24 protein-coding genes and 1 pseudogene are annotated in these 23503 nt (G+C 63.2%); 11 read left to right on the plus strand and 14 right to left on the minus strand.

All coding sequences use genetic code 11. The features are described from left to right. Window positions 1-161 precede the first annotated feature (161 nt). Both N415_RS01465 and N415_RS01470 read left to right on the plus strand, forming a co-directional pair. The gene (locus N415_RS01465) at window positions 162-1310 is read left to right on the plus strand and encodes a zinc-dependent alcohol dehydrogenase (RefSeq protein WP_068176379.1); all 1149 of its coding nucleotides are present in this window, start codon (window positions 162-164) and stop codon (window positions 1308-1310) included. Window positions 1311-1328: 18 nt separating this feature from the next. Beyond that, window positions 1329-1940, plus strand: a complete 612-nt coding sequence (locus N415_RS01470; protein WP_068176382.1) for a hypothetical protein — start codon at window positions 1329-1331, stop codon at window positions 1938-1940. A 57-nt stretch (window positions 1941-1997) separates the two neighbouring features. Here the strand turns inward: N415_RS01470 and N415_RS01475 are convergent, their stop codons facing one another. From N415_RS01475 to N415_RS01505, 7 genes are all read right to left on the minus strand, one after another. Continuing rightward, window positions 1998-2291: a hemophore-related protein gene (locus N415_RS01475; protein ID WP_068176385.1), complete on the minus strand. Its 294-nt coding sequence runs from the start codon at window positions 2289-2291 to the stop codon at window positions 1998-2000. After that, the gene (locus N415_RS01480; RefSeq protein WP_343203446.1) at window positions 2288-2797 is read right to left on the minus strand and encodes a DUF2267 domain-containing protein; all 510 of its coding nucleotides are present in this window, start codon (window positions 2795-2797) and stop codon (window positions 2288-2290) included. Before N415_RS01480 ends, N415_RS01475 begins: the two co-directional genes overlap by 4 nt. Before the next feature lie 666 nt (window positions 2798-3463). Continuing rightward, complete coding sequence (locus N415_RS01485; RefSeq protein ID WP_081665009.1) at window positions 3464-4633, minus strand: AI-2E family transporter; 1170 nt, start codon at window positions 4631-4633, stop codon at window positions 3464-3466. A 4-nt stretch (window positions 4634-4637) separates the two neighbouring features. Continuing rightward, a complete protein-coding gene (locus N415_RS01490) occupies window positions 4638-5264 on the minus strand; it encodes a GAF and ANTAR domain-containing protein (RefSeq protein ID WP_068176389.1) in 627 nt (208 codons plus the stop codon). 393 nt (window positions 5265-5657) lie between these two features. Continuing rightward, on the minus strand, window positions 5658-5984 hold the full coding sequence (locus N415_RS01495) for an STAS domain-containing protein (RefSeq protein WP_068176392.1): 327 nt from the start codon (window positions 5982-5984) through the stop codon (window positions 5658-5660). A 231-nt stretch (window positions 5985-6215) separates the two neighbouring features. Beyond that, window positions 6216-7970, minus strand: coding sequence for a helix-turn-helix domain-containing protein (locus N415_RS01500; protein ID WP_081665010.1), 1755 nt, complete (start codon window positions 7968-7970; stop codon window positions 6216-6218). A 372-nt stretch (window positions 7971-8342) separates the two neighbouring features. After that, the gene (locus N415_RS01505; RefSeq protein ID WP_068176398.1) at window positions 8343-9356 is read right to left on the minus strand and encodes an AraC family transcriptional regulator; all 1014 of its coding nucleotides are present in this window, start codon (window positions 9354-9356) and stop codon (window positions 8343-8345) included. A gap of 286 nt (window positions 9357-9642) precedes the next feature. On the opposite strand from N415_RS01505, the gene N415_RS01510 reads away from it, so the two are divergent. The 6 genes and pseudogenes from N415_RS01510 (at window position 9643) to N415_RS01530 (ending at window position 12369) form a co-directional block, all read left to right on the plus strand. Continuing rightward, window positions 9643-9822, plus strand: coding sequence for a hypothetical protein (locus N415_RS01510; RefSeq protein WP_068176604.1), 180 nt, complete (start codon window positions 9643-9645; stop codon window positions 9820-9822). Between the two features lie 165 nt (window positions 9823-9987). Next, window positions 9988-10120, plus strand: a pseudogene (locus tag N415_RS32475) (Hsp70 family protein); the annotation flags it as partial. Window positions 10121-10182: 62 nt separating this feature from the next. After that, the gene (locus tag N415_RS01515) at window positions 10183-10743 is read left to right on the plus strand and encodes a type 1 glutamine amidotransferase domain-containing protein (protein WP_068176402.1); all 561 of its coding nucleotides are present in this window, start codon (window positions 10183-10185) and stop codon (window positions 10741-10743) included. 327 nt (window positions 10744-11070) lie between these two features. Continuing rightward, window positions 11071-11328 carry a hypothetical protein gene (locus N415_RS01520; RefSeq protein WP_068176405.1) on the plus strand — a complete coding sequence of 86 codons (258 nt, stop codon included), beginning with the start codon at window positions 11071-11073 and terminating at the stop codon, window positions 11326-11328. Between the two features lie 23 nt (window positions 11329-11351). Next, on the plus strand, window positions 11352-11909 hold the full coding sequence (locus N415_RS01525; RefSeq protein ID WP_068176408.1) for a type 1 glutamine amidotransferase domain-containing protein: 558 nt from the start codon (window positions 11352-11354) through the stop codon (window positions 11907-11909). A gap of 163 nt (window positions 11910-12072) precedes the next feature. Then, window positions 12073-12369, plus strand: coding sequence for an antibiotic biosynthesis monooxygenase (locus N415_RS01530; RefSeq protein WP_068176411.1), 297 nt, complete (start codon window positions 12073-12075; stop codon window positions 12367-12369). Between the two features lie 86 nt (window positions 12370-12455). On the opposite strand, the gene N415_RS01535 is transcribed toward N415_RS01530, so the two are convergent. Then, window positions 12456-13835, minus strand: a complete 1380-nt coding sequence (locus tag N415_RS01535; protein WP_068176608.1) for a glutamate decarboxylase — start codon at window positions 13833-13835, stop codon at window positions 12456-12458. 561 nt (window positions 13836-14396) lie between these two features. Here N415_RS01535 and N415_RS01540 point away from each other — a divergent pair. The 3 genes from N415_RS01540 to N415_RS01550 all read left to right on the plus strand — a co-directional run bounded on the left by N415_RS01540 (window position 14397) and on the right by N415_RS01550 (window position 16906). Next, on the plus strand, window positions 14397-14969 hold the full coding sequence (locus N415_RS01540; protein ID WP_068176610.1) for an HdeD family acid-resistance protein: 573 nt from the start codon (window positions 14397-14399) through the stop codon (window positions 14967-14969). Window positions 14970-15096: 127 nt separating this feature from the next. Further along, on the plus strand, window positions 15097-15549 hold the full coding sequence (locus N415_RS01545) for a DUF1931 family protein (protein ID WP_081665013.1): 453 nt from the start codon (window positions 15097-15099) through the stop codon (window positions 15547-15549). A gap of 514 nt (window positions 15550-16063) precedes the next feature. Continuing rightward, window positions 16064-16906 carry an aldo/keto reductase gene (locus N415_RS01550; protein ID WP_068176417.1) on the plus strand — a complete coding sequence of 281 codons (843 nt, stop codon included), beginning with the start codon at window positions 16064-16066 and terminating at the stop codon, window positions 16904-16906. Window positions 16907-17172: 266 nt separating this feature from the next. Here N415_RS01550 and N415_RS01555 read toward each other — a convergent pair whose 3' ends face one another. The 6 genes from N415_RS01555 to N415_RS01575 are packed head-to-tail and all read right to left on the minus strand — an operon-like array spanning window position 17173 to window position 23502. Next, window positions 17173-18933 (minus strand): FAD-dependent oxidoreductase, encoded by a 1761-nt coding sequence (locus N415_RS01555; protein ID WP_081665014.1) that lies wholly within the window; start codon window positions 18931-18933, stop codon window positions 17173-17175. Window positions 18934-18941: 8 nt separating this feature from the next. After that, the gene (locus N415_RS30410) at window positions 18942-19208 is read right to left on the minus strand and encodes a UBP-type zinc finger domain-containing protein (RefSeq protein WP_081665015.1); all 267 of its coding nucleotides are present in this window, start codon (window positions 19206-19208) and stop codon (window positions 18942-18944) included. After that, the gene (gene trxA, locus N415_RS01560; RefSeq protein WP_068176421.1) at window positions 19205-19654 is read right to left on the minus strand and encodes a thioredoxin; all 450 of its coding nucleotides are present in this window, start codon (window positions 19652-19654) and stop codon (window positions 19205-19207) included. The genes N415_RS30410 and trxA overlap by 4 nt, the downstream gene beginning before the upstream one ends. Window positions 19655-19667: 13 nt before the next feature. Beyond that, complete coding sequence (gene clpB, locus N415_RS01565) at window positions 19668-22292, minus strand: ATP-dependent chaperone ClpB (RefSeq protein WP_068176425.1); 2625 nt, start codon at window positions 22290-22292, stop codon at window positions 19668-19670. Further along, the gene (locus N415_RS01570; RefSeq protein WP_068176429.1) at window positions 22274-22591 is read right to left on the minus strand and encodes a chaperone modulator CbpM; all 318 of its coding nucleotides are present in this window, start codon (window positions 22589-22591) and stop codon (window positions 22274-22276) included. The genes clpB and N415_RS01570 overlap by 19 nt, the downstream gene beginning before the upstream one ends. Beyond that, window positions 22588-23502, minus strand: coding sequence for a DnaJ C-terminal domain-containing protein (locus N415_RS01575; RefSeq protein ID WP_068176432.1), 915 nt, complete (start codon window positions 23500-23502; stop codon window positions 22588-22590). Before N415_RS01575 ends, N415_RS01570 begins: the two co-directional genes overlap by 4 nt. Window position 23503: the final 1 nt, after the last annotated feature.

Raw genomic sequence — 23503 nt, forward strand, 5'->3', positions numbered from 1 at the left:
GCGTGGCTTAACTATTCAGTGAGCGGGGTGCATCGTCCGGTGGCGCCTGCCGTTCCGCAAGGGTGAATGCGCCGCTCGTTTTCAGTCCTCTGGGGCCAGTTTTCGGTCGCGTGGCGCGGGTAATCCAGGGCGGATCACCACCCACTTCCAGGAGGAGTTTTATGCGCGCGATGACCTACCGCGGTCCCTACAAGGTCAGGGTCGAAGAGAAGGCGATCCCGGCGATCGAGCATCCCAATGACGCGATTGTCAAGGTGCAGCTGGCCGCGATCTGCGGTTCCGATCTGCACCTGTATCACGGACTGATGCCCGACACCCGGGTCGGCCACACGTTCGGACACGAGTTCATTGGCGTGGTTGAGGAAGTGGGCTCCTCTGTCGAGACCGTTAAGCGCGGTGACCGGGTGATGGTGCCGTTCAACATCTTCTGCGGGTCGTGCTATTTCTGTGCCCGGGGGCTGTATTCGAACTGCCACAATGTCAATCCGAACGCCACCGCGGTGGGCGGAATCTACGGTTACTCGCACACATGCGGGGGATACGACGGCGGGCAGGCCGAGTACGTGCGGGTCCCGTTCGCCGACGTCGGCCCTTCCCCGATTCCCGACTGGATGGACGACACGGACGCGCTGCTGTGCACCGACGCGCTGGCCACCGGATACTTCGGGGCACAACTCGGGGACATTGTCGAGGGCGATACCGTCGTCGTCTTCGGCGCCGGACCGGTGGGCCTGTTCGCCGCGAAATCGTCGTGGTTGATGGGGGCCGCCCGCGTGATCGTGATCGACCACCTCGAGTACCGGCTGGAAAAGGCTCGCAGCTTCGCTCACGCCGAGACGTACAACTTCGCCGACTACGACGACATCGTGGTCGAGATGAAGAAGGCGACCGACTTTCTCGGAGCGGATGTGGCCATCGACGCTGTGGGGGCAGAGGCCGACGGAAACTTGCTGCAACACGTCTCGGCGGCGAAGTTCAAGTTGCAGGGCGGCTCCCCGGTCGCCTTGAACTGGGCCATCGATTCGGTCCGAAAGGGTGGGACGATCTCAGTCATGGGCGCCTACGGCCCGATGTTCAGCGCCATCAAGTTCGGTGACGCCATGAACAAGGGCCTGACCATTCACACCAACCAATGTCCGGTCAAACGGCAGTGGCCCCGGCTGTTCTCCCACATCAAGAACGGCTATCTGAAGCCGAGTGATGTTGTGACACACCGGATCCCGCTCGAGCACATCGCAGAGGGGTATCACATCTTTTCATCCAAACTTGACGACTGCATCAAGCCGGTCGTTCTTCCGCAGGCTAACTGAACAGACAGGAGCAGGGGCATGACTCAGACAGAACGACTACCGGCCTACACCGAAGCACATCCGCCGACGCCGAGCAGCGACGAGTTGCGGGCACAGATTCCGGGCTGGGGGGCTGACCTCGACCCGAAGGACCGGCCCTCAAATCCGAAGCTGCGGCAAGACTTACCCACCGAAACGCACTGGGACTTCCCGGAGCGGCAACCCGAAAAGTGGCCGCGGGAGCGGTCTGTGGAACACCGGTTCCTCACACCTGTGTTCGGCACGGCACAGCCGCCCAGCGGGGTCTCCGGCATGTTGCGTAGGTACGCCTACAAATTCAGCGAAGGCCGTGCGGCGCACTGGCTGATTCTGCTCTATGCGGATCGAGTGGACACGGCCGAGCATCACGTCCGTTCATTTCTCACCACGCGTCCCGATAATCCAATTACGGAGACGGGGATCAAAAGCGAACTGACACATCACGGTATCCAGTCGAGGTTGGGCCGCAAGCGGTCCGACCTGGTCCACATCTGGATGGATCCGTTCATCGTTGCCGGCCCGTGGATCCTGGGCGGCCAGGGGATCGCCTCGCTGGCGAGAAAAGCCGTAAAGGCCGTAGGTAACAATGGCGGCCGCGGCGGCGGACGGTAGCAGACAGTTGTTGGAGCTCCCCCAGCGTCGGCCGGGGGAGCTCCAATAATGTTGCGGCTAAAAATTTTTACAGGTGCTGGCGACTCGCAACATCGTGTCGATGTACTGCCGAGCGTCTGGAATGCTCTGCGCACGGCGCAGCATTTGCCGTCGTTGATCCGGGGACGATGCCAGGTACGAGCCCACCCACGACTGCGCCGCCGGCGTTATGGCGAACTGCTGGGCGGCCCGGATATCTTCCGCGTTCAGCGCCGCAACGAACTGCGGGAAACTGCACTTCGTGTTAACAATCCAGTCCTGATCGGGCTGGGGTTCGGGGTTTGTGGACACGGCACCGTCCGCGCCGGTCATCGCGTGCCCAGCCGCTGAAACTCCGAGGGCAGCTGGCTTAAGACGTCATCGAACTCACCGGGTGTCACCGCGTCGCGAATTGTCGCCAGGACCGCGTCGACGGCAGCCTCGGCGGCCTCCGTGTCACGCCCGCTTCGTTCGGCCACTCGGTTGACAAACTCATCGAAGCTGAACGCTTCGGCCTCTTCTTCCGTCGGAAGCAAGGCATCTTGCAGCGGTGAGGGCAGTTGAGCGGCCAGATCACGGGCCTCGCCACCGCTGATGCGCTCCGCGAGCGTGGTCAAGGTGGCGCGGGTGAGTGCCACCGCGTCTCCTTGGAACAGGCCGCTCCGCTCGGCCACTGACGAAATGAATTCTTCATATCGCATTTTGCCTCCATGGGGTTTCAGCTTCCCCATATCGTGCCGAGGGGTCGAACGCCATCGCATCGGTCTGGGGAGTCGGATTCCGGCGCTAGGAATCACCCCGGTGGGTGAGCTCATGTGGCAGTGCAGGGCCAAGCTCATTGCCACGCAAGGTTCCCGGGCGCTTCGCACCAGGATGCGCTCTCTGGTTTAATCTCACTCTGGCACAGTGGCATTCGATGGAGTTCTGGTCAGGCATCGCTCTGCGGCGAGTTGGTCGCGCTGGCTGCACTCAGCGTCGGTTCCATCAAATCGCAACGCTCCCAGACTGTTTCGGCTTAGTCTCGCGGGACGAGCGTTATCGTCCTTTCCCTTCCCGCGGGGCGGGTGCGGTTGCGACGGCCATCTCCCACCATGAAGTCGCGCGGCGCGAATGCCGTCGCCTGCACGGTCTCGGGCAACCAGCTCAAAGGGCCCGACACTGCTACTTCCGACATTGCCACCCGACAGCCCGTGGCAGCGCCGCTCAACCGTAATGTGATGCGCGCCTCCGTTGCCGGCCGCACCCGGGCGAACAAGACCAGTTCCGCGCGCGAGGACAGGATTCCACGAGGGTCTCGTCGTTGATCACCGCCGGCCAAGCTCCGATGGAGTGCAAGATGCGGGTGCCGGGCGAAGGCCATCTCCTACTCACGGCGCGCGTTCGGCTGTTTCCTACCACCCAGCTGGAATAGGTCCAACCGTCGGCCAGAACATCCCAGACGCGCCCGCAAGTGGCGTCGACATCTCGAGTAACCGTCGTGTCGCCCTCCGCTTCGAAGGCCTCGCTCACAGTTTGTCGAGCGTGGGGAAGAGTAGTTCCCGAGCGGCCAGTTGAATGGCTGCCGCTATCGGGATGGCAACGAGCGCACCAACTATTCCGAGCAGCGCCCCGCCGACGAGTACGGCCAACAACGTGGCGACCGCCGGCACGTTGACCGCGCGCCCGATGATCTTGGGTACCAACAGATAGTCCTCAACGAAGCGAAACAGCGTGTAGAACAAAAGAGTTGCGATGGCTACCGGAATGGAGACGGTGAGTGCGACCGCGGCCACGATGACACCGGCGACGCTCGACCCGAACGGGATGAGGTCGAGCAAAGCTACGAATATGCCGAGCAGCAGCGGGTAGGGCACATCGAAGATGACGAGCCAAACGAAGGTGGCCACCCCGGCGATGGCCGATATGACAATGTTGCCGAACACATATGCGCTCACTTTCGCGAACATCTGATCCCCGATGAGGATCGCGCGAGGCCGGCGGGAGTGCGGCACGAAGCGGTATAGGGTCGCACGGATCCGGGGGAAATCGACCAGAAAGTAGACCGTCAGCACGACGACGACGACAACGTCGGCTACTGCCCCGAAGACGGCCTCGCCCGCCTTGAGGGCCTGCCCGACGACCGCCCCTCCGGAGCCGTGGACTGTCTCGGTAATTCGTTGTTGCAGGTGGAACCGGTCATTGAGCCGGCCGATCCAGGACGAATGGTCACCGATGTGCTGGATGTAATGGGGTGCCTGGTCGGTGAACTCCCGCGCCTGCTGGACGAGCGGGGGAATGGCAGCGGCCAGCGATCCGGCCACCACCGCGATCACTGCGAATAGCACCACGGCGACCGCCGCCCAGCGCGGCACCTTCTTCCCGACCAGCCACGACACGGCCGGCTCGAGCCCCAAGGCTATAAAGAAAGCCACGCCAATCAAGAGAAGCACCGACGACACCGCCGCAAGACCGCGTACCGCGCCGTATGTCACCGCGACACCGGCCGAGGCGGTCAGGCCGACGAAGAACGGTGAGTGCCAGTCGAATCGGCGCCCGGGAGGCCCCACGGGCTGCTCTGGTGTACTGAGCTGCGCCGCAACGTCTTCAGCATCAGCGATGGGCCCTCCGTCTGTGTCGCGGGACCCCCGGGTGAAGCTACTTACTGCAGCCGCGTTCAGCTCCGTCGCGTTGCTCATCGCATCATCGCTTCGCGCCGTCGACAAGCCGGGTGGCCAATTCCCGCAGCGGGGTATTGGTCTGTTGCGAGATCGCTCTCAGCATCGCAAAGGCGCGAGCGGCGTCGATGCCGAAGCGTTCCATGATCATGCCTTTGGCTTGCCCGATGACGTTACGAGTGGCAAGCGCGGCTTTGAACTGGCGCTCCTGCTTGACGTGCATAAGTGCGATGGCGGCATGGTTGGCGAGCATGGCGCCAACTGCCTCGGCGTCGGGCCCGAAGGCTTCGGCTCGGAACCCGAAAAGCGTAAGCGTTGCCCCGGTCTCCCCAGGAATGTCTATCGGAGTGGACAAGACGCTGTACACCCCGGCGGTCGTCGCGCGAGGCGTAAACCGCGGCCACCGGGTATCGGTGCGTAGATCGTCGCAGCGAATGGCTTTCTTTGCGCTGATCGTCTCGAGGCATGGACCCTGGCCGGCCGCTTGCTGAGCGCTGTCCAGCGATGAGGTCAGTTGCGATGTGGCTGTGATCGATCGCAGATGGCCGTTTTCGATCGTTGAAATCTTTGCGCAGTCGGCACCCGGTATCAATGCCAATGAGGCACTGGTCAGCTTGCTGAGGGCGTCCTCGATGCCCGCTGTGCCGACCATCGCAGCGGCGAGTCTCGCGATCGTCGATTGAACCGCTTTGCCGCGGCGCCCGTGCCGGGGTTCCTCGGGATCCGCGATGTGCCCTATCACGACCACGGCAAAGCCATTTCGGGAGAACGGTGGTGACTCGGCCGGAAAAACTGCCGCATAGCCGGTTTCGTTGTACCCATTGCTCCCCCAAATTTTCCCGATGGGTATTACGTCACTGCCGTACGACTATGCCAACTGATTGGGGTTCAGGCGTCGACCCACCAGATCAATAAATCGGATGCGCCGTAGACCTCGCAGAGTCACTGGTGTTCAAGTCTCGGGGGAGCGAGGCGTTGCCTAGGCTGCATCCGTACCGTCAATGTTCGGTGAACCCCCGTCACACACGCTTCGCGGGTCGAACCGCTAAGGGTGACGTTGCGCTTCGTCGACCGTCGCAAAGATTTCGAACCGCTCGAGCAGATCGGCGGCTGCGAGAGCTCTCGCGATGGGACCGGTCGGCGAGGTAACCAGGCAGATAGAAGTGTCGGACTCTGCCGCCAAACCGGTAGCGTCGACCAAAGCCTCGACAGCGGTGTCATCGATGGACGTCGCGCTTGAGAGCTCCAACACCAGCTGCGCCGACCCTTGCGTCAACTCGTCGGCGACGGCGCGGCACAACACCGCGCGGGTTTCGCCGTCCAGGGAACCTGACGCGTAGATGATGCTGGTGCCAGCGCGAAGTCGTTGCACGGTGCAAGAGAACGACCCACCCGGTTGACCTGCTGTATGACTCTCGCTAACTGACTCCACCTCCCTAGTACTTCTAGAGAGTCAAGCAAGCAATGTCGTGTCTCGATATCCGCCGAGCGCCACGGCGCTGTCCAAACTGCGACGCCCTATTGCCGAACAGTCGCATCGCAACCAAGGCAACGGCGTCGACGATCAGCGATGCAAAGAGCCCATTGAGTCGACCGGCAATCCCTACTTTGGCATTCCTTCATCTGATGGTCTTCGCTCGCCGGTGCTGGCAGCGCGCATGATTGGCTGCGTTTCCCCGATCATCTCCGAAACCTTCGTTGCGAGGTGAAGGTTGAGGCGCGTCTCCACGTTCTGTAGGTCGCGGCCGGAAACGTCACGGATGCGTCCGAGGCGGTAACGCAGGGTGCTGCGGTGAATATTGAGCGCGCGCGCCGTTTGATCGTAATTTCCCCCGGAATCCAGATAGCGCGCCAGGGTGTTCACCAGTTCGGCGTTTTTCTCCTGGTCATATGCCATGAGGGGGCCCAGCCATTCCGCTAAGAATTCACCAACCTCGGGGCCGTTGTCACTCGGATCCAGGATTCGGCACACGCCTAGGTCGTCAAAACGACGGAAACCGTGCCGGCCTACCGAAGCTTTCTGCATCCGCAAGGTTCGCCGGGCCTCAGCGAAGGACCGCGGTAGCTCGGAGGGACTTGTCGCGACCGATCCAATCGCGATCCATCCGCGCCCGTGCCCGACTGCCGCGGAGATCGCACGATACAGAGACTGCGGTTGGGGCAAATCCTCGGTCAGCAGGATTGTCATCGACGGGCGGCGCGCGCAGAGCGGGTGCAAACCGGCGGAGGTGGCCCACCGAGTGGCCGACCGAGCGATGAGAGCTCCGTCGATTTCGGCGCTCCACTGCAGGACCGTCACCCGATGCGGCCTGTGCAGGTTGTAACCAAGTGCCTCACCCCGGGCATATGCCGTCGCATTATCAGTTCCGGTGAGCAGATCGTCGACCAGATCCCGACTCAGTCGCGACTCCGTTTCTGCGATTGAGCGCTGATGAGAGAACTCCACTGCCAACACCGCCGCCGCGTATTCCAGCGCGAAGATATCGAGCCGATCAGCCCGGCGCTGCGGATCATGCAGCACGACAACTCCGAGTAATTCTGCCCTTGCGCGGATAAGGCTGAATATCCGGTTCCCGCAGTCGCTGTGGTGCCCGCGCGACCCTGCGTTGCGAATCACGTCTTCGCGGTTGCCCCCGCCGACCGCCCGATATGCGGTGGGAATCGGCGCGGGCGACCATGCTCGCAAGTTTCCAAACGTGTCCTCGACTGACACTGTCAACGAGGTTAGGTCGTGCAATGCGTCCGCAATGCTGGCCGCATCCGCTGATCCGGACAGGTTGGTCAGAGCCTTGTGGATGTGCTCCCGTCGCTCGAGTTCGGCCACGCTGCGTGACAACCGGTGGATCGTTTCCTCGTGTCTGTCAGTCAGCTCCCTGAGCTGAACGTGCTGGCGTCGTTCCCGTTCGATGGTGTCGGCACTTGCCATTGCGGTGGCCGCCTGCTGCGCGAGCATTTTGAGCAATACCAATTCGTGGCAGGAGGCAGGATTATCGGCGCGGACAACCAGGACACCCGTGACGGTATTGGTGGTGCGCAGCGTCATCGCATATCGCCAGTTTGAGTCGGGGAGCACGATCTCGTGATCGACGCCCACGCTCGCGGTGACAGCCGCATCGAGGCCGCTGTCCAGCGGGCGGTCAGGATCGCTGTTATCGACCAAGGATCCGTCGACCACCCGATAGGCGCCTTCAGAGGAGCACTTGCCCAGGGATCGCACCGCCTCCGCGGCCAATTCCAGTACCGCGTCGGCCCGGCGACCGTCGAACAACAATGGAGAGAGATTGAAAACGCTGTGCAAGCTGGGCGGCTCGGCACGGTGAGCGATGCCCACCTTCCGTCCTGGCGTGTCCACAGTCATGCCCCACCTCACCGATTGCCGCAACCTGACATCCTCGCTCTACCCGGGATGGCACCGACTTGAAACAGGAGGGGACGACGGACGGTCAATTCTGATAGTTGTTGCTGCGCAATCGATCTGATGTGATCCCACGCATCGATTCGGCCCCCCGATGCTAACTGCCACCCCCCATTTGGGCCTGGGAGGGCGAAGAATCTGGCGGGATGGCGGTGCGAGGATGGGATCGTGTCGTCCGGCGACACAAGGAACTGCCCTTACCCCGGGACAGATCCAGGCCCGAACTGCTCTGCTTCGGCGCTAGGCGCTCGATACAGCTTGGCCGGGACGGGCCGGGAGGGGTATCACCGGCGGGTTTGCACGTGCCCTCCGCTGCTAAAGAGGCGGCTGAGGCTGTGTGGGAAGAGCGTCGGCCACCCGGTGTCGCAGTGTTTCCGCGGGAGTTTCGCCGAATAGCTGCTGATATTGACCGGCGAATCTGCCAAGGTGCACGAACCCCCAACGCCCCGCGACCATCGTTACCGTCACCGAGTCGGGTGAGCTAGCGGCGAGTTCTGTGTACACCCGATGCAGTCGCAGCCGACGCAGGTACGCCATCGGCGAGGGCTGGTCGGACCGCTCGAATGCCCGCTGCAGGGCTCGTGCGCTGACCCCAGTCTGTCGTGCCAGTTGGGCAGTGCTCCACATTGTTTCGGGGTGTGCGTGCAACAGATCGATCGCGCGCTTCGCGACATTGGCGCTTGCGGCCCCTTCACTTTCAGCCAAAGCCTCGGTGTAATTGTGGGGTTGGATCTGTAGCAGGCCCTGGATCAGCAGAAGCTGCAAGTTCGCCGCGGCGAGCCGGTGGTTGAGAAGCCCGTCCGTTCGACCAACTTCACGTGCCAAGAGCGAGACTAAGTGGTACCAATCGTGGGCGGCGGTGGTGCTCAGGTCGAACTGCCGGGCAAACGTAATTCGTTTGCGCACAGGGCGGTTGAGCATGGCTTCCAGCTGCCGGCGCATCTGCGGTTCAGAAACCTTAAGACAGATCTGGCCGCAGTCGCCGGACCAGTCAAGCACGCACGGCGTGCCGGGTGTGAACACCGCGACTGACCCGGTCGTCGTCTTGACGAGCTCGCCGTCACGCCACCGGTTCACCGCACTGCCTGACAATGGGGCGTCAATGTAATAGGCGGTTACGTCGTTTGCCCGGACGGTGACGTCGGCGCCGAAGCCAAGATAGCCCGCGGTGATCAGCGGGAGTTGCGCCGCATTCATGTGCATGCCGACCGAGTTGGTCTTGTTCGGGACCAGCTCGGCGGTGACGTAGACGCGGCCCAAAGCACTGGCCGCCTCATCGATGTCCGTTGTGCGGACCTCAGGCGCCAGGTCGAAGGGTAACTCGGTCATTGTCGCTCCCAGACTGGAGTCTGCGAATGGTGTCGTCATCGCTTCAGGTATAACCGCATGATATCGGGTAGCCGATCGCAGCGGTTTCAGTGCATCGGAGGCCATGCAGTTACGGGATGTGATGCGCCGAGCCGAGAGATGGTGCGGCATCTCATCTGTGTCGTCAGGCCTATTCAGGGCCCGGCATCCTGTGCTTCAGTGCCGATTACTCCGGTTGCCCTGTCGGGCATGGTTGGTCGAAGCCCGAGTGTTCATCTCGGACCGGACAACCCCGCAGGAGCCCGATATGACAACAGCCGACGAGGACAGCGAGCGCGACTTTCTCGCGAAGTGCGTCGCCGACGCTTACCAGATGCTCGAAATCATCCCCGGGGTGAATCCCAATGGCGCCGCGTTGGTGTGGCTGGCCGATCAGTTCATGCAGGTGCGTCGGCGAACTGAGAGCCACCTTGCGTCGACAGCGTGATCACGGCTGATACGGTCAACCGGACCCGGCGGTTTGAATGGGCAGGTCGATCCGAGCAAGGTGACCGCTCAAATCGACCATGGCATGCTGACTTTGACGGTTCCGGTGTCGGAGGCCAACAATCCGCGCAACAGGATCTCGACGGTCCGGCCTAACCAGCCGGTGCGCGAAATGGCCAGCAAAAAGCGGCTATTGGGCCGTTTCAAAGTTTGGCAACATCCTGCCGATGCCGCGCGGTGAACCCCATATCGAGGTGACGTTCGACATCGACGCCAACAGCATCCTCAACGTGACCGCACATTCTGTCGCAACGTCGTAGTACTCAGACCACAATTGGCAGCGGTGTGAGGAGTCAAAGTCATGCCGAACATGTTGCAAGGCAAAACGATTGCAATTCTGGCAGCCGATGGCGTGGAACGGGTCGAGCTTGTGCATCCGTCCGCGGCGGTGCACCGGGCCGGTGGGCAGACCGAACTGTTGTCTTTGCGTAATGGGTGGATTCAGATGCGCAACAACGACCTCGATCCAGCGGGCACGTTCACTGTCGATCGGGCTGTCGCCGGCGCATCGATCGACGACTACGGCGGCCTGCTGCTGCCGGGCGGGACGGTGAATCCCGACAAGCTGCGCACCGACGAACGTGCAGTCGCATTCGTGCGGGGCTTCGTTGAGTCGGGCAAACCGGTCGGGGTAATCTGTCGCGGCCCATTGACGCTCATCGAGGCAGGCGTCGTCGCAGGACGAACCCTCACGTCGTATCCCAGCGTCCGGACCGACCTGCGAAACGCGGGCGCTAACGTGGTCGATGAGGAAGTCGTCGTCGACGGAAACCTCATCTCGAGTCGCTCGCCGGACGATCTGCCGGCGTTCTGCGTCGCCATCGTGAAGGCGTTCGCCAAAACTCCGGCTGGGACTTCATGACTTGCCCTACGGCCGTTGGAAATCGCAAAACGTCCACTGGCACTGCGAAGTTCGCGACGACCGACCACCGTCCCAGGACGAGCACCAGAGCGTTGGACGGGCTGACTCGGATCCGAGAACAACACCATCACACTTGCGGCCGCAGGGCAGCGTGTCGTGGTTGCAGCGACGGGGAAGCGGCCTTGCAGCTCCGCGAAAGTGCCCTAGCCGGCACAACGCCGGTGCATCACGTCCATGGTCGCAGTGACTCCTCATGACAAAGTCGGGGCCCAAGAATCGACCTGCCGGGTCGTCTACTGCCGACGAACCAGTGAATACCGTTGAGTCATGGCTCAAGACACAGAAAACCAACACACCACCGGTACCCAAACCGGCACCGAAAACCAAGGCACCACCGAAAACGACTCCGCAGGCTCACAGGCGCCCGGAGGCAACCCGGACAACCGCGAAACCGTTCAGAACATGGACGCACCCGAACTCCGCACTGCCGTGATAGAGCTGCTGACGATCATCGATGATTCCGATGAAATGGACGTGGTCGTGACCATCTCAGACGACGGCACGGTCGTCGTCGAGGCTGCCTAGTCCGACGAGCACTGGAGAATCCGATGACACACGAGCTTAGAGGTCAGCGCGTCGGCATATTGGCCGCCGACGGGGTCGAGCGAATCGAGCTGGAACAGCCCCGCGGGGCGCTACACGGTGCGGGAGCCATGACCGAGGTCATCTCGTTGCATCCGGGCGAGATTCAAGCCCGGCAGTTCGACATGGAGCCGGCCGGAAGCTTTCCGGTCGATCGCTTGGTCGGCGACGTGTCCGCCGATGACTACGACGCGCTGCTGATGCCGGGCGGAACCGTCAACCCTGACAAACTGCGTATGAACGCCGACGCGGTTGCCTTCGTCAAGGCATTCGCGGACACTGGCAAACCGATCGCAGTGATCTGCCACGGTCCGTGGACTCTCGCCGAGGCGGACGTCATTCAGGGGGTGAGGATGACGTCATGGCCTAGCATCCGAACGGACCTCCGGCGGGCCGGAGCGGACGTCGTCGACGAGGAAGTCGTGGTCGATCGTCAGTTCATCTCCAGTAGGTCACCCAACGACCTGCCGGCTTTCTGCGGCGCGATCGTAGTCCAGTTCGCAAAGGCGAAACAGCCTGTCTGACGTGTAGTCTCACAGCCTTCCGGCGCGCGAACTGGATCGGTGTCGATTCACACCTTCAGTTCGCGCGCCGGCCGTCGGAACGAGGCTGGGACGGCGGCCGTTGGGCACAGTGGCGGCACCGCTCTCCGATTTTCGTTGAACCTAGAACCGAAAGGGACAAAGCATGGCGACAAAAGCATTGCTGGTGCGGCTCGAGGCCAAGCCGGGCAAGGAGGACGCAGTCGAGAAATTTCTCCTCTCGGCGCTGCCGCTCGTCGAGCAAGAACCAGGCACGAAACCATGGTTCGCGGTTCGGTTCAGTCCGTCGATATTCGGCATTATTGACGCTTTCCCCGACGAGGCGGCACTAGAGGCACATCTGGGGGGCGCAGTTGGAAAGGCTCTCGCGGAGAAGGCCGACGAACTGTTCGCCTCGCCACCCGACATCAGCAAATTGGACGTTCTCGCCAACAAACTCTGAGGCCACGCTCTGGTCGCCCTAAGGCAACAGAGAATTGCGGTGACCACACCGATGAAATCGGCGAGTTCCGCGGACTCGGCATGGAATCAGTACTTAGGGGGAGTTGATTGTGCGCGCCCGCCCTGCTCAGACAGGCTCGTGCACACGGCTTCCAGGCGATGGCGAAAGTGCGCAGCCAGGTCGGCGTTGAAGCCTTCGCGAACCACGACACGCAACACCGCAACGTCTTCCGCGTTGGCTGGCATTGTATAGGCAGGCACTTGCCAGCCGAAGGCTCGTAGCTCGTGGGAGATTTGTGATGCCGTGAAGCCGGCGTCTTCGACCACTTCGAATGTCAGCACCGGTACCGCCGAGCCATCGCTGACTAGTCGTAGCCCGTGGATGGCCTCGATCTGCTTGCCGAGCCACACTGCGGTGTCGCGCAGCGTCGACATGATGCTGGTGTACCCGCGCCGACCGAGGCGCAAGAAGTTGTAGTACTGCCCGACTACTTCGTTACCGGGACGCGAGAAGTTCAGCGTGAACGTCGGCATCTCGCCGCCCAGATAGTTAACCCGGAATACGAGGTCCTCGGGCAGATATTCGCGGCCGCGCCACACCACAAAGCCGATGCCCGGGTAGGTGAGTCCGTACTTGTGGCCGCTGACGTTGATTGAGACCACCCGGTCGAGCCGGAAATCCCACTCCAGGTGGGCGTGCAAAAAGGGCACGACGAATCCGCCGACCGCCGCATCCACGTGCACCGGGACGTCGGGTCCGCCGGTGCCAGCGAGATCGTCGAGCGCGCTCACGATTTCGGCGACCGGGTCCAACTCGCCGGTGAAGGTCGTGCCCAGGACCGCGACCGCTCCGATGGTGTTCTCGTCGGCGGCGTCCCGCACCTGCTCGGGGGTGACGACGTAGCGGCCCCTCTCGATCGGCAGATAGCGCGCTTCGACGTCGAAATAGCGGCAGAACTTCTCCCACACGACCTGAACATTGTTGCCTAGTATCAGGTTCGGGCGGGAAGCATCCTGGTTGGCGGCTTTGCGGGCAGCGCGCCAGCGCCACTTCAGTGCAAGGCCCCCGAGCATCACTGCCTCAGAGGATCCAACCGTTGACACCCCGGTCGCGCTCCCCGGGTCGTCGGACGACAACCCTGGCGCGTGGAACAGGTCGGCGACGATGTTCACGCAGCGTTGCTCGATCGCAGCGGTCGCCGGGTACTCGTCCTTGTCGATCAGATTCTTGTCGAACGTCTCGGCCATGAGTTGCTCGGCCTCGGGTTCCATCCAAGTGGTGACGAAGGTCGCCAGGTTCAGCCGCGAACTTCCATCGAGCATCAGCTCGTCGTGCACAAACCGGTACGCGACCCGTGGATCCTGCGTAGCTGCCGGAAGGCGCAGCGCCGGAATATGGTTTATCTCAAAGCGTCCGGTGTAGGCGGGCATGATGGCCCCACCGTGGTAGTGACGCGGTTGCGTCATCGCTGCCTCCTGCGTCGTCCGCGCCATGTGAAGGGTTGCGGCGCCGCTACTCTGATCGTCGCGGTCGAAACCCCCGCTTATGGAGCTAATCCCAGCTGATGCTTGGCGTGGCCCGCATCGACCTTGGAGGACCGAGTCGCCCGGGTATTTATGCCCCACCGGGTCCAAGCGTGTCCTCGACACATCGAAGTGCTCGAAAAGCTTCGATGTCGTGACCGTGTAATCGATGTCGCGACCGGCGTTCGTAACCCTACGGACGCATCTGGCCCGAGGTGATATCCGTAGTACTCCCAGCACGACTCGTGCGTGCAACGTTCGACCTGCTGGGTGGACGCGATAACGCTGGGGATTGTCAGACGATTTAGGGGGCGGCGTAGAGGTTCGCAGGCCTTACGACTCCGGAGCCGACACCGTCACGCCCAATGGAGAGCATGGTGACCGATTGGCCGACGTGCGGCACGTTCTGGCGGAGCCGCGTTGCCAGCCTAACCAGACGACGAACGAGGTGCAGAAGTGGTTAACGTGGGACAGGCGGAAACGCCTGAGATCGACACGACAGATTTGTTGCCGCACGGATGGAAAGCAGCGCTGGCGTCGGGGCTGATATCAGTCATGCTCGGCGTGCTGATTTTGGTGTGGCCCGGCATCTCCATACTGGTCGCATCCGTGCTATTCGGGGTGTATCTACTCGCAATCGGCTGTGCCCAGGTGTTCGCCGCCTTCACGTTGCCGGTATCTGCGGGGAGTCGGATTCTTCATTTCATCGCCGGCGGTGCGGCGTTGATCGTTGCGATACTGACCTTTCGACACTTCGGCCAGGCGTATGCGGTGCTGTTGTTGGCGATTTGGATCGCCATCGGCTTCATCTTCCGTGGCGTGGCGACGACGGTCGCCGCTGTCAGCCATCCTGGGCTGCCGGCGCGCGGGTGGCAGGTCTTCTTCGGCATTCTTAGCTTGCTCGCCGGGATAATCGTGCTTGCGGCACCGTTCCCGTCGATCGTCACGTTGGCCCTCGCGGTGGGGGTCTGCCTGATTGTCATTGGGGTGTTCGAGATCATATCGGCGGTGCGCATGCGCGGGGACGCGGAAAAGGGCCCCGTTCCCGTGAGGCCCGCGACCGGCACTGCGTTGTGAGCCAACGCAGCGGTACGCAATCTTTCCAAGAGTTGGACGCCAGATACTTTGCGGCCCGTTGCAGGACGACGGGGAACCATCAACCTGCCTCGCGAGGCGGTTGGGACATCGGCAAGGAGGTAAGGGAATGACCCATCCAATGGGAATTCCGCTGTTCGAACGCTTCTTTCACTCGGCCGCGGGCATCAAGGTCGATAAGAACGACCTGCGACGGTTCCACGAGTTTGTCGACGAGCAGATCGATAGCATCGCCGTCGCCGGACGCGACGCGGCCAAGTGGAACGGCCGCGACGTCATCGTGCCCCAAGACCTCCCGATCACCAAAGGCGTTCAAGAACGGATGCGCGAGTTCGCCAAGCTCGATGAGGCTGAGGAGGTCCGGGACCTATTGCGCCAAGTGGTCCGGCGTCCACCGGCGGACGTGACGTTTAGCGAGGACACCGAACAAATGCTGCTGGAGCTGTTCGGCGGGTTGGGCATCGCCCTGGCGCGGTCGTTCCGCCTGATTGATCCGAATTTAGAAAACCCGTCGACACAGCACTGGGATCGGGCCTGCGACTTCTTCAGGCTGACCTTCTGAGGTAAATCGGTGCTGAGTCGAGCCGGCCTCGGTCAAAGCGGCACTACAACGTTTGGTGTGACGAAAACGCTTGGTGTGACGGAGTGTTGCGTTCAAAACGCGGTCATGGAACCTTTAATTGCTGCTCGACTCCGACACCTCGATCTTGCTGTGCTTGGTGGTTTGCGCCTTTGGGTCCGAGTTTTTTCGTTGCCTCGCGACTGCGGTGATGGCCCCGCGACGACCTTGCCGCGGCGGGGTTCAAAGGATCATTCCGAATCCGTTGGTGCGCCGAGTCTCGCTGACCGGGAGCGACGTCGCCGGCCAGTCGGTCGCCGAGATTTCACTCTGCGCAGTTTGCGCGGTGAACGCCCACCGGCGGTGACGTCTGGACCTAGAAGAGGCAGACCGGTCCCGCAGTTGTGCCCTCTCAGGTCGAAGTGCGGTACGTGATGCCGCAAGCAGAATAGGTCTGTCCGGCTGAGCGGGGGTGTCCCCGTTCGGTCCGCACCTTTGCGAAAGGGCGGTTTGATCAATGAACCCAGTTCGGTCAGTGTCCTTGCGCTCAGGCGAGAAGATCGCCGCCCTCGGGCAGGGCACCTGGCATCTTGGCGAAAATCCAGAGAGGTGGGCCCAGGAGGTGGACTCGATCCGGCTCGGCGTTGACTTGGGAATGACGGTGATCGACACCGCGGAGATGTACGGCAACGGCGGGGCGGAAACCTTGGTCGGTGAGGCGATGACCGGACGGCGCAGCGAAGTATTCGTCGTCGACAAGGTGCTCCCACATCATGCGACCCGGGTGGGCACCATTCGCGCGTGCGAGGCAAGCCTGGCCAGGCTCGGCGTTGACTATATCGATCTCTACCTCCTGCACTGGCGGGGCCGCATCCCGCTGGCCGAGACAATCGAAGGCTTCGCCGAATTGAAGCAGAACGGGATGATACGCCACTGGGGTGTAAGCAATTTCGACCTCGACGACATGATCGAACTTTGGGGCGTCCCGGGCGGTGATGAGGTGCAGGCCAATCAGATCCTCTACAACCTGGCCCGCCGAGGCCCGGAGTACGCCCTGTTACCGTGGCTGGCCGAACATGGGATCACGCCCATCGCCTACTCGCCGATCGAGCAGGGCCAGCTGCTGGAGCACCCGGCGCTGAAACCGATCGCGCTGCAACACAACGCAACTCCCGCACAGATCGCGCTAGCCTGGGTGCTTCAACACGACGGTGTCAACGCTATACCACGCGCCGGAACACCTATCCACGTTCGGCAAAATGCCGCCGCCCGCGAGATCGAGCTCACCCGCGACGACCTGCATGCAGTCGACCGGGCGTTCCCGCCGCCTACCCGGCCGCACCCGCTCGAAGTTCTTTGAACGGCCGGCATTCGATGCGCACCTCCCAACACCGCATATTCGCATGCACGCTCCACATCGACGACCAGCAGGCTGTCGCCGCGCCGGTGCCGTCCGACCCCCGCGTTGGCCGCCCGCATCACCGACGACGTGTCGTGTGAGTTGCGCACGGTGCTGGAATACCGACGGGTCTCGTGCAGCCTCCGGTGACTCGCTGTGCTCGGCCCGTCATCCCGGTTGGCGGGCAGTCGACACGGCTTCGCGCCGTGTCAGTCGGTCAGTCCGAGTCAGGTCGTCGGTTGAGTATTGCCGAATGGTGTCCGGCCCCTCGGTGCGACCGCCCCCGACGAGGTCCCGAAGTACTCATGGATTTGCCGGATTGCCATAGCCCCTTCGCCGACGGCTGATGCCACTCGCTTCACCGACCCGCTGCGCACGTCTCCGGCGGCGAAGACGCCGGGCACGCTGGTTTCCAAGTAGACCGGGTGGCGGACGGTGGCGAGCCCGTCCGCGCCGGCAATGTGATTCGCTGCGGCCTGCCCGGTTTCGATGAAACCGTGGTCGTCGAGCCCGACCGTGCCGGCCAACCACTCGGTGTTCGGGTCCGCCCCGATGAACACGAAAAGTGCGCGCGCATTGATAGATTCCCGTTCACCGGTCTGATTATTCTCGGCCACAATGCAATTCAACGCTTTGTCGCCGTGGACTTCGCGGACTTCGGTGTGGAGACGGACCGTCACCCGCGGATGCTGAACTATCTGGTCGACGAGGTAGCGCGACATGCTCTTGCCCAGGTCGTCCCCGCGCACCAGCAGATATACCCGCGACACCTGAGCCGCCAGGAACACGGTCGCCTGCCCGGCGGAGTTACCGGCCCCGACGATGACGACCGGGCCGTCACCGCACAGCAGCGCTTCCTGATAGGTTGCGGCGTAGTACACGCCGTCGCCATGGAATGCATCGATCCCCGGGACGGCCAGGCGGCGATAACGTGCCCCGGTCGCCAGCACCGCGGAGCGGCCGACGGCCACGGTGTCGTCGGCGAACGTGATCTGGAGCTGTCCGCCGTCGTACTCCAGCCGGGTGGCCTCCCCGGACACCGAGACTCGTGCGCCGAACTTATCGGCCTGCAAGAATGCACGTTCGGCGAGATCAGACCCGGATATTCCCGCCGGGAAGCCCAGATAGTTCTCAATGCGCGACGACGTCCCGGCCTGGCCGCCGACGGCGATCCGCTCTATCGCCACAGTCCGCAACCCGTCTGACGCGCCGTACACCGCAGCACCCAGGCCGGCCGGACCGGCGCCGACTACGATCACGTCGCGTTCGTCACTGATGACGTCTGGCACTGTGAGGCCGACCACCCGGGCAAGCTCAGCATTGCTGGGATTGCTCAGCACCCTGGTTCCCCAGATCACCACCGGCGTGTCCTCGGGAGGAATGCCGAAACGGTGCAGCAACCGCTCGGCGTTGGGGTCACGTTCCAGATCCAGCCATCGGTGCGGTAATCGGTTGCGGGCGGCGAACTCTCGTAAACGGGCGGTGTCGGGCGAGAAGCAGGACCCGATAATCCGGAGCCCGACGCGCTGCCCGATCAACAGGGAACGACGCACGAGATATGCACGCAAAATCAGGTCGCTCAGAACTTGGTCGTGGGCGACCAGGGAACGCACGCGATTGGTGGGCACCGCCAACACCTCGCCCTCGACGACAACGACAGCCGTGTAGAACGCTGGCTGGCCTTCCAGGTCACCGAGCTCTCCCAGGAACCTACCGGCTCCGTGCACGCGCAGCACTCGCCTCTCGCCGGACTCGTCATCGGTGACGATTGCGACTTTGCCCGACAAGATCACAAACAACTCGTCGGATCGCTCCCCCTCGCGAATCAGGACTTCGTCCACCCCGACCCGTCGCTTGCTGCCGCCGGGAAGCAGTGTCGCGATCTGGTCCTCGTTCAACCGTGGGTATGCACCGAACATGTCCGGGGTCTCCTCCCACTCCTCCTGCGTGGCCGGGACCGGCGATTCCACGGACGTTACTTCAGACATCAGTCACCTCAGACAAAGTTTTCGTGGACATAACACCAACGCCACGATTCACCGGGCTCGAAAGATTGGACGATGGGATGGCCCACCGTGTGGGCGTGTTGACGGGCGTGGCGCATCGGAGACGAATCGCAACACCCGACGTGCCCGCAGCTCAGACACAGCCGAAGATGCACCCACGGGGTATGCAAACGCAAACATTCCTCGCAGCCATCGGGAGTTCTGGGGGTGACCCGGCGAATAGCCGCCAGATCGGGGTCGATGAATGTCGACGTCATGATTGCGCCTCCTTGGTTGTCGTTGACAGTGTGTGGTCAAGCCAATTTCGCAGCGCCGCAACGGGAGCGGCACCAGATTGCCGTCCTAGTACTTGTCCGTGGTCAAGTAGCAGCAGTGTCGGTACCGCCCGCACCGTGAACCGCTGCGAAATCATCGGTGCCTTGTCCACATCGACCTTGACCAGCTTGAGTTCTCCGGCGCGTTCGCTGGCGAGCTGCTCCAGCGCCGGACTCACCATGCGGCACGGCCCACACCAGGTTGCCCACAGGTCGACCAGTACTGGAACCGAGGACTTTTCGGCAACTTCGGCGAAGTCCTGGTCACCGGCCGCAGCGATCCACGGCAGCCACTGGTGACAGTTGGCGCACCGAGGCTTCCCAGCAGCCGCCGCGGGTACGCGATTGCGTTTTCCGCAGTGCGGGCACGTCACGATGTCTGTTTCCATGGCGCCTCCTCCGTCAAGCCGCTAGGGCCGGTTCCGAATACGCCACGGCGAGTTCGCCGTTGTCCACGGTGACGCGGATCTTGCCACCGCCCGCGATGTCGCCGCGTAGCAACGCCCGGCCGATCTTGGTCTCCACCTCGTGGGCGATGTAGCGGCGCAGCGGACGCGCCCCGTACACCGGGTCGTAGCCGTGTTCGGCGATCATCCGGCGAGCGTCCGGTGTGATGTCGAGCTCGATTTGCCTCTCCGCCAACCGATCCCGCAGCTCGGCTAGCTGCAGCTCGACGATTCGTTCGAGTTGCGGCATCGACAGCGGGGTAAACAACACGATGTCGTCGACGCGGTTGAGGAACTCGGGCCGGAAGTGTCCGCGCAACTCGGCCATCACGCGGTCGCGCGCGTCGGGCTTGATCTCGCCGTCCGCGGTCACCCCATCGAGCAGGTAGTGCGATCCGATGTTGGAGGTCATGATGACCACCGTGTTGCGGAAGTCGACCTGACGCCCCTGTGCATCGGTGAGGCGGCCATCGTCGAGCACCTGCAGCAGGGTGTTGAACACATCGGCGTGCGCCTTTTCGATCTCGTCGAGCAGCACCACCGAGTAGGGCTTGCGACGTACCGCTTCGGTGAGCTGGCCGCCCTCCTCGTAGCCGACGTACCCGGGTGGCGCACCGACCAACCGGCTCACCGTGTGCCGCTCCTGGTACTCGCTCATGTCAAGCCGGACCATGTTGTCCTCGCTGTCAAACAATGCCGCGGCGAGCGTCTTCGCGAGTTCGGTCTTGCCGACCCCGGTGGGTCCGAGGAAGATGAACGAGCCGATCGGGCGGCGCGGATCCCGGATTCCGGAGCGGGCCCGAATCACGGCATCGGCGACCAGCTGGACCGCCTCGTCCTGGCCGATCACCCGCTCGTGCAGTATTTCGTCGAGCCGCAGCAGCTTTTCGCGCTCGCCCTCCTGCAGTCGCGCGACCGGGATGCCGGTCCATGCCGCCACGATTTCGGCGATCTCGTCCTCGGTGACGGCCTCGCGCAGCAGCCGCTTTTCGCCCTGCTTGGATGCCAGCTGTTCCTCGGCCGCTTGCAGTTTGCGTTCCAGCTCGGTGATCTGGCCGTAGCGCAACTCGGCCGCTCGGTTGAGGTCATAGTTGCGTTCGGCTTCCTCCGCCTCGTGCCGGAGCTGCTCGAGTTGCCCACGCAGTTCCTGTACCCGCCGGATCGCCTGCCGTTCGGCGTCCCATTGCGCGTGGCGGGCATCGGCCTCCGCTCGCAGATCGGCCAATTCTTTGCGAAGTTCCTCGAGACGGGACTTGCTGGCCGCGTCGGTCTCCTTCGCCAGCGCCGCCTCCTCGATCTCGAGCCGGGTGACCCGACGGGTGATCTCATCCAACTCCGCTGGCATGGAGTCGATTTCGGTCCGAAGCCGCGCACATGCCTCGTCAACCAGGTCGATCGCCTTGTCGGGCAGGAAGCGGTCGGTGATGTAGCGATGCGACAACGTCGCGGCCGCCACCAGGGCGGCATCTTGGATCTTCACGCCGTGGAACACCTCGAGCCGTTCGCGCAGGCCGCGCAGGATTGAGATCGTGTCCTCCACGTCAGGTTCGTCGACCAGCACGGTCTGGAACCGGCGCTCCAGTGCGGCGTCCTTCTCGATGTGTTTGCGGTACTCGTCGAGCGTGGTCGCACCAATCATGTGTAGCTCCCCGCGGGCAAGCATCGGCTTGAGCATGTTGCCGGCGTCTAGGGAGCCTTCCGTCGCCCCCGCGCCGACGACCGTGTGCAACTCGTCAACGAACAGCAAGATTCGACCCTCGCCCGCCTTCACCTCTGACAGGACCGCCTGCAGTCGTTCCTCGAATTCACCGCGGTACTTTGCACCCGCCACCAACGAGCCCATGTCGAGGGAGAAAATGGTTTTGTCCCGCAGGCCTTCCGGGACGTCGGCGCGAACGATCCGCTGCGCCAGGCCTTCCACGATCGCGGTCTTGCCGACTCCCGGGTCGCCGATGAGCACCGGATTGTTCTTCGTCTTGCGGCTGAGGATCTGAATCACCCTGCGAATCTCGGTGTCTCGGCCGATCACCGGGTCCAGCTTGCCGGCGCGGCCCTCGGCGACCAGGTCGCGGCCGTACTTCTGCAGCGCCTCATAGGCCCCCTCCGGCGAGGCCGACGTGACCCGCTGGTTGCCGCGGACCTTGGTGAGTGCGCCGAGGAACGATTCCCGCGTAACACCATGGGAAGTCAGAATCCTGCCGGCGGCACTCGCCGAACCCTCCTCGGCGAGAGCGATGACGAGGTGCTCGACCGACACGTATTCATCCTTGAGCCGCTTGGCTTCTCGCTCCGCGGCGTCCAACAGGGTCGCCAGGCGCCGGGTGACCGATACCTGCCCCGGCGCGGCACCCGGGCCGCTCACCTTCGGCCGACGATTCAGCTCACGTTCCAGGTCCTCGCGCAGGGCCGCCGTGTCGGCGCCCGTCTGAGCCAAAAGCCGCGGTACGAGACCTTCGGGTTGGTCGATCAGCGCCATCAACAGGTGTTCGCCGTCAACCTCGACGTGGCCCATTCGGGTCGCAATGCTCTGCGCTTCGGCTAACGCCTCCTGTGACTTCTGCGTCAGCTTGTTGACGTCCACGGTGGGGTCCTCCTTCGGCGAGAAGCGGTTTCGAGCTCTTCGATGTGGTCCAGCAGATCGAGCACGAGCCCGATCGCCGCGTAGTTCAGTCCCAGACCGGTCCTCAACCGCTGGATGCGGGCGACCGTCGCCAGCGCAGACGCGTCGAACCAGAGATCGCCGCGGGCATCCTGCTGGCACGGGAGGAGGCCGAGCGCCACGAGCCGGCGCACCATGTCGGGATGCAAGGCGCAGCGTGTCGCGAAGATGTCGAGCCGCATTCCGGGCCGCCGCGCCAGGACGTAGCGGGAGGTGCTCATCGTCCCCTCCTCGGGTCGAACGTGGACTCCGCTGCCAATTGCTCGAACAGCTCACGTTCCCGCGCAGTGGGTTTCGGCGGCACCATCACCTTGATCTCCGCATAGAGGTCGCCGGCGGCACCGCGCGGGTTGGGCATGCCTTCGCCGCGCAGCCGCAACCGCCGGCCGGTCGACGACCCCTGCGGCACCTTGACTTTCGCTTCGCCGCCGGGAGTTCGGATAGCGACCGTGGCCCCCAGCACCGCCTCCCACGGCGACACCGGCAGATCGACGGTGACGTCGCGTCCGTCGAGCCGGAATCGGGGATGGGGCTTGATGCGCACCCGCAGGTACAGATCTCCGGCCGGCCCATCGCCGTTACCTCGGCCGCCCTCTCCCGCCAGCCGTATCCGCTGACCGTCGACGACACCGGCGGGGATGTTCACCTCATAATTGCGGCCATCTAGTGAGATCTGCCGTTTGCCGCCCCGATAGGCCTCCTCGACGGTCAGCTCCAGCACCGCTTCCTGGTCGGCGCCCGGGATTGGCCCGAATCCGCCACTGCCGCCGAACATGTCGCCGAAAAGGTCTTCGATGTTGATGCCGCCGGCGCCACCGAAGCCCTGGCCGTAACGCACCCGCGCGCCGGAGGGTCGTCCGCCACGGAAGCCACCCGCACCGGCGCTTACCCGCTCTTCCCAGTCCTCGGGCACGTTCCGGAAGTCTTCGCCGAATCGGTCGTAGCGCTTGCGGGTTTCAGGGTCCGACAGGACGTGATAGGCCTCGTTGACCTCCTTGAACCGCTCTTCGGCCGCCGGATCCTTGTTGACGTCGGGATGATACTTACGGGCCAGTCTGCGGAACGCCCCTTGAAGCTGATCGGCAGTCGCGTCCCGCGACACCCCGAGCACTTCGTAGTAGTCGCGGGCCACG

It is taken from the genome of Mycobacterium sp. UM_CSW, assembly GCF_000455205.1.
Taxonomy (GTDB): domain Bacteria; phylum Actinomycetota; class Actinomycetes; order Mycobacteriales; family Mycobacteriaceae; genus Mycobacterium.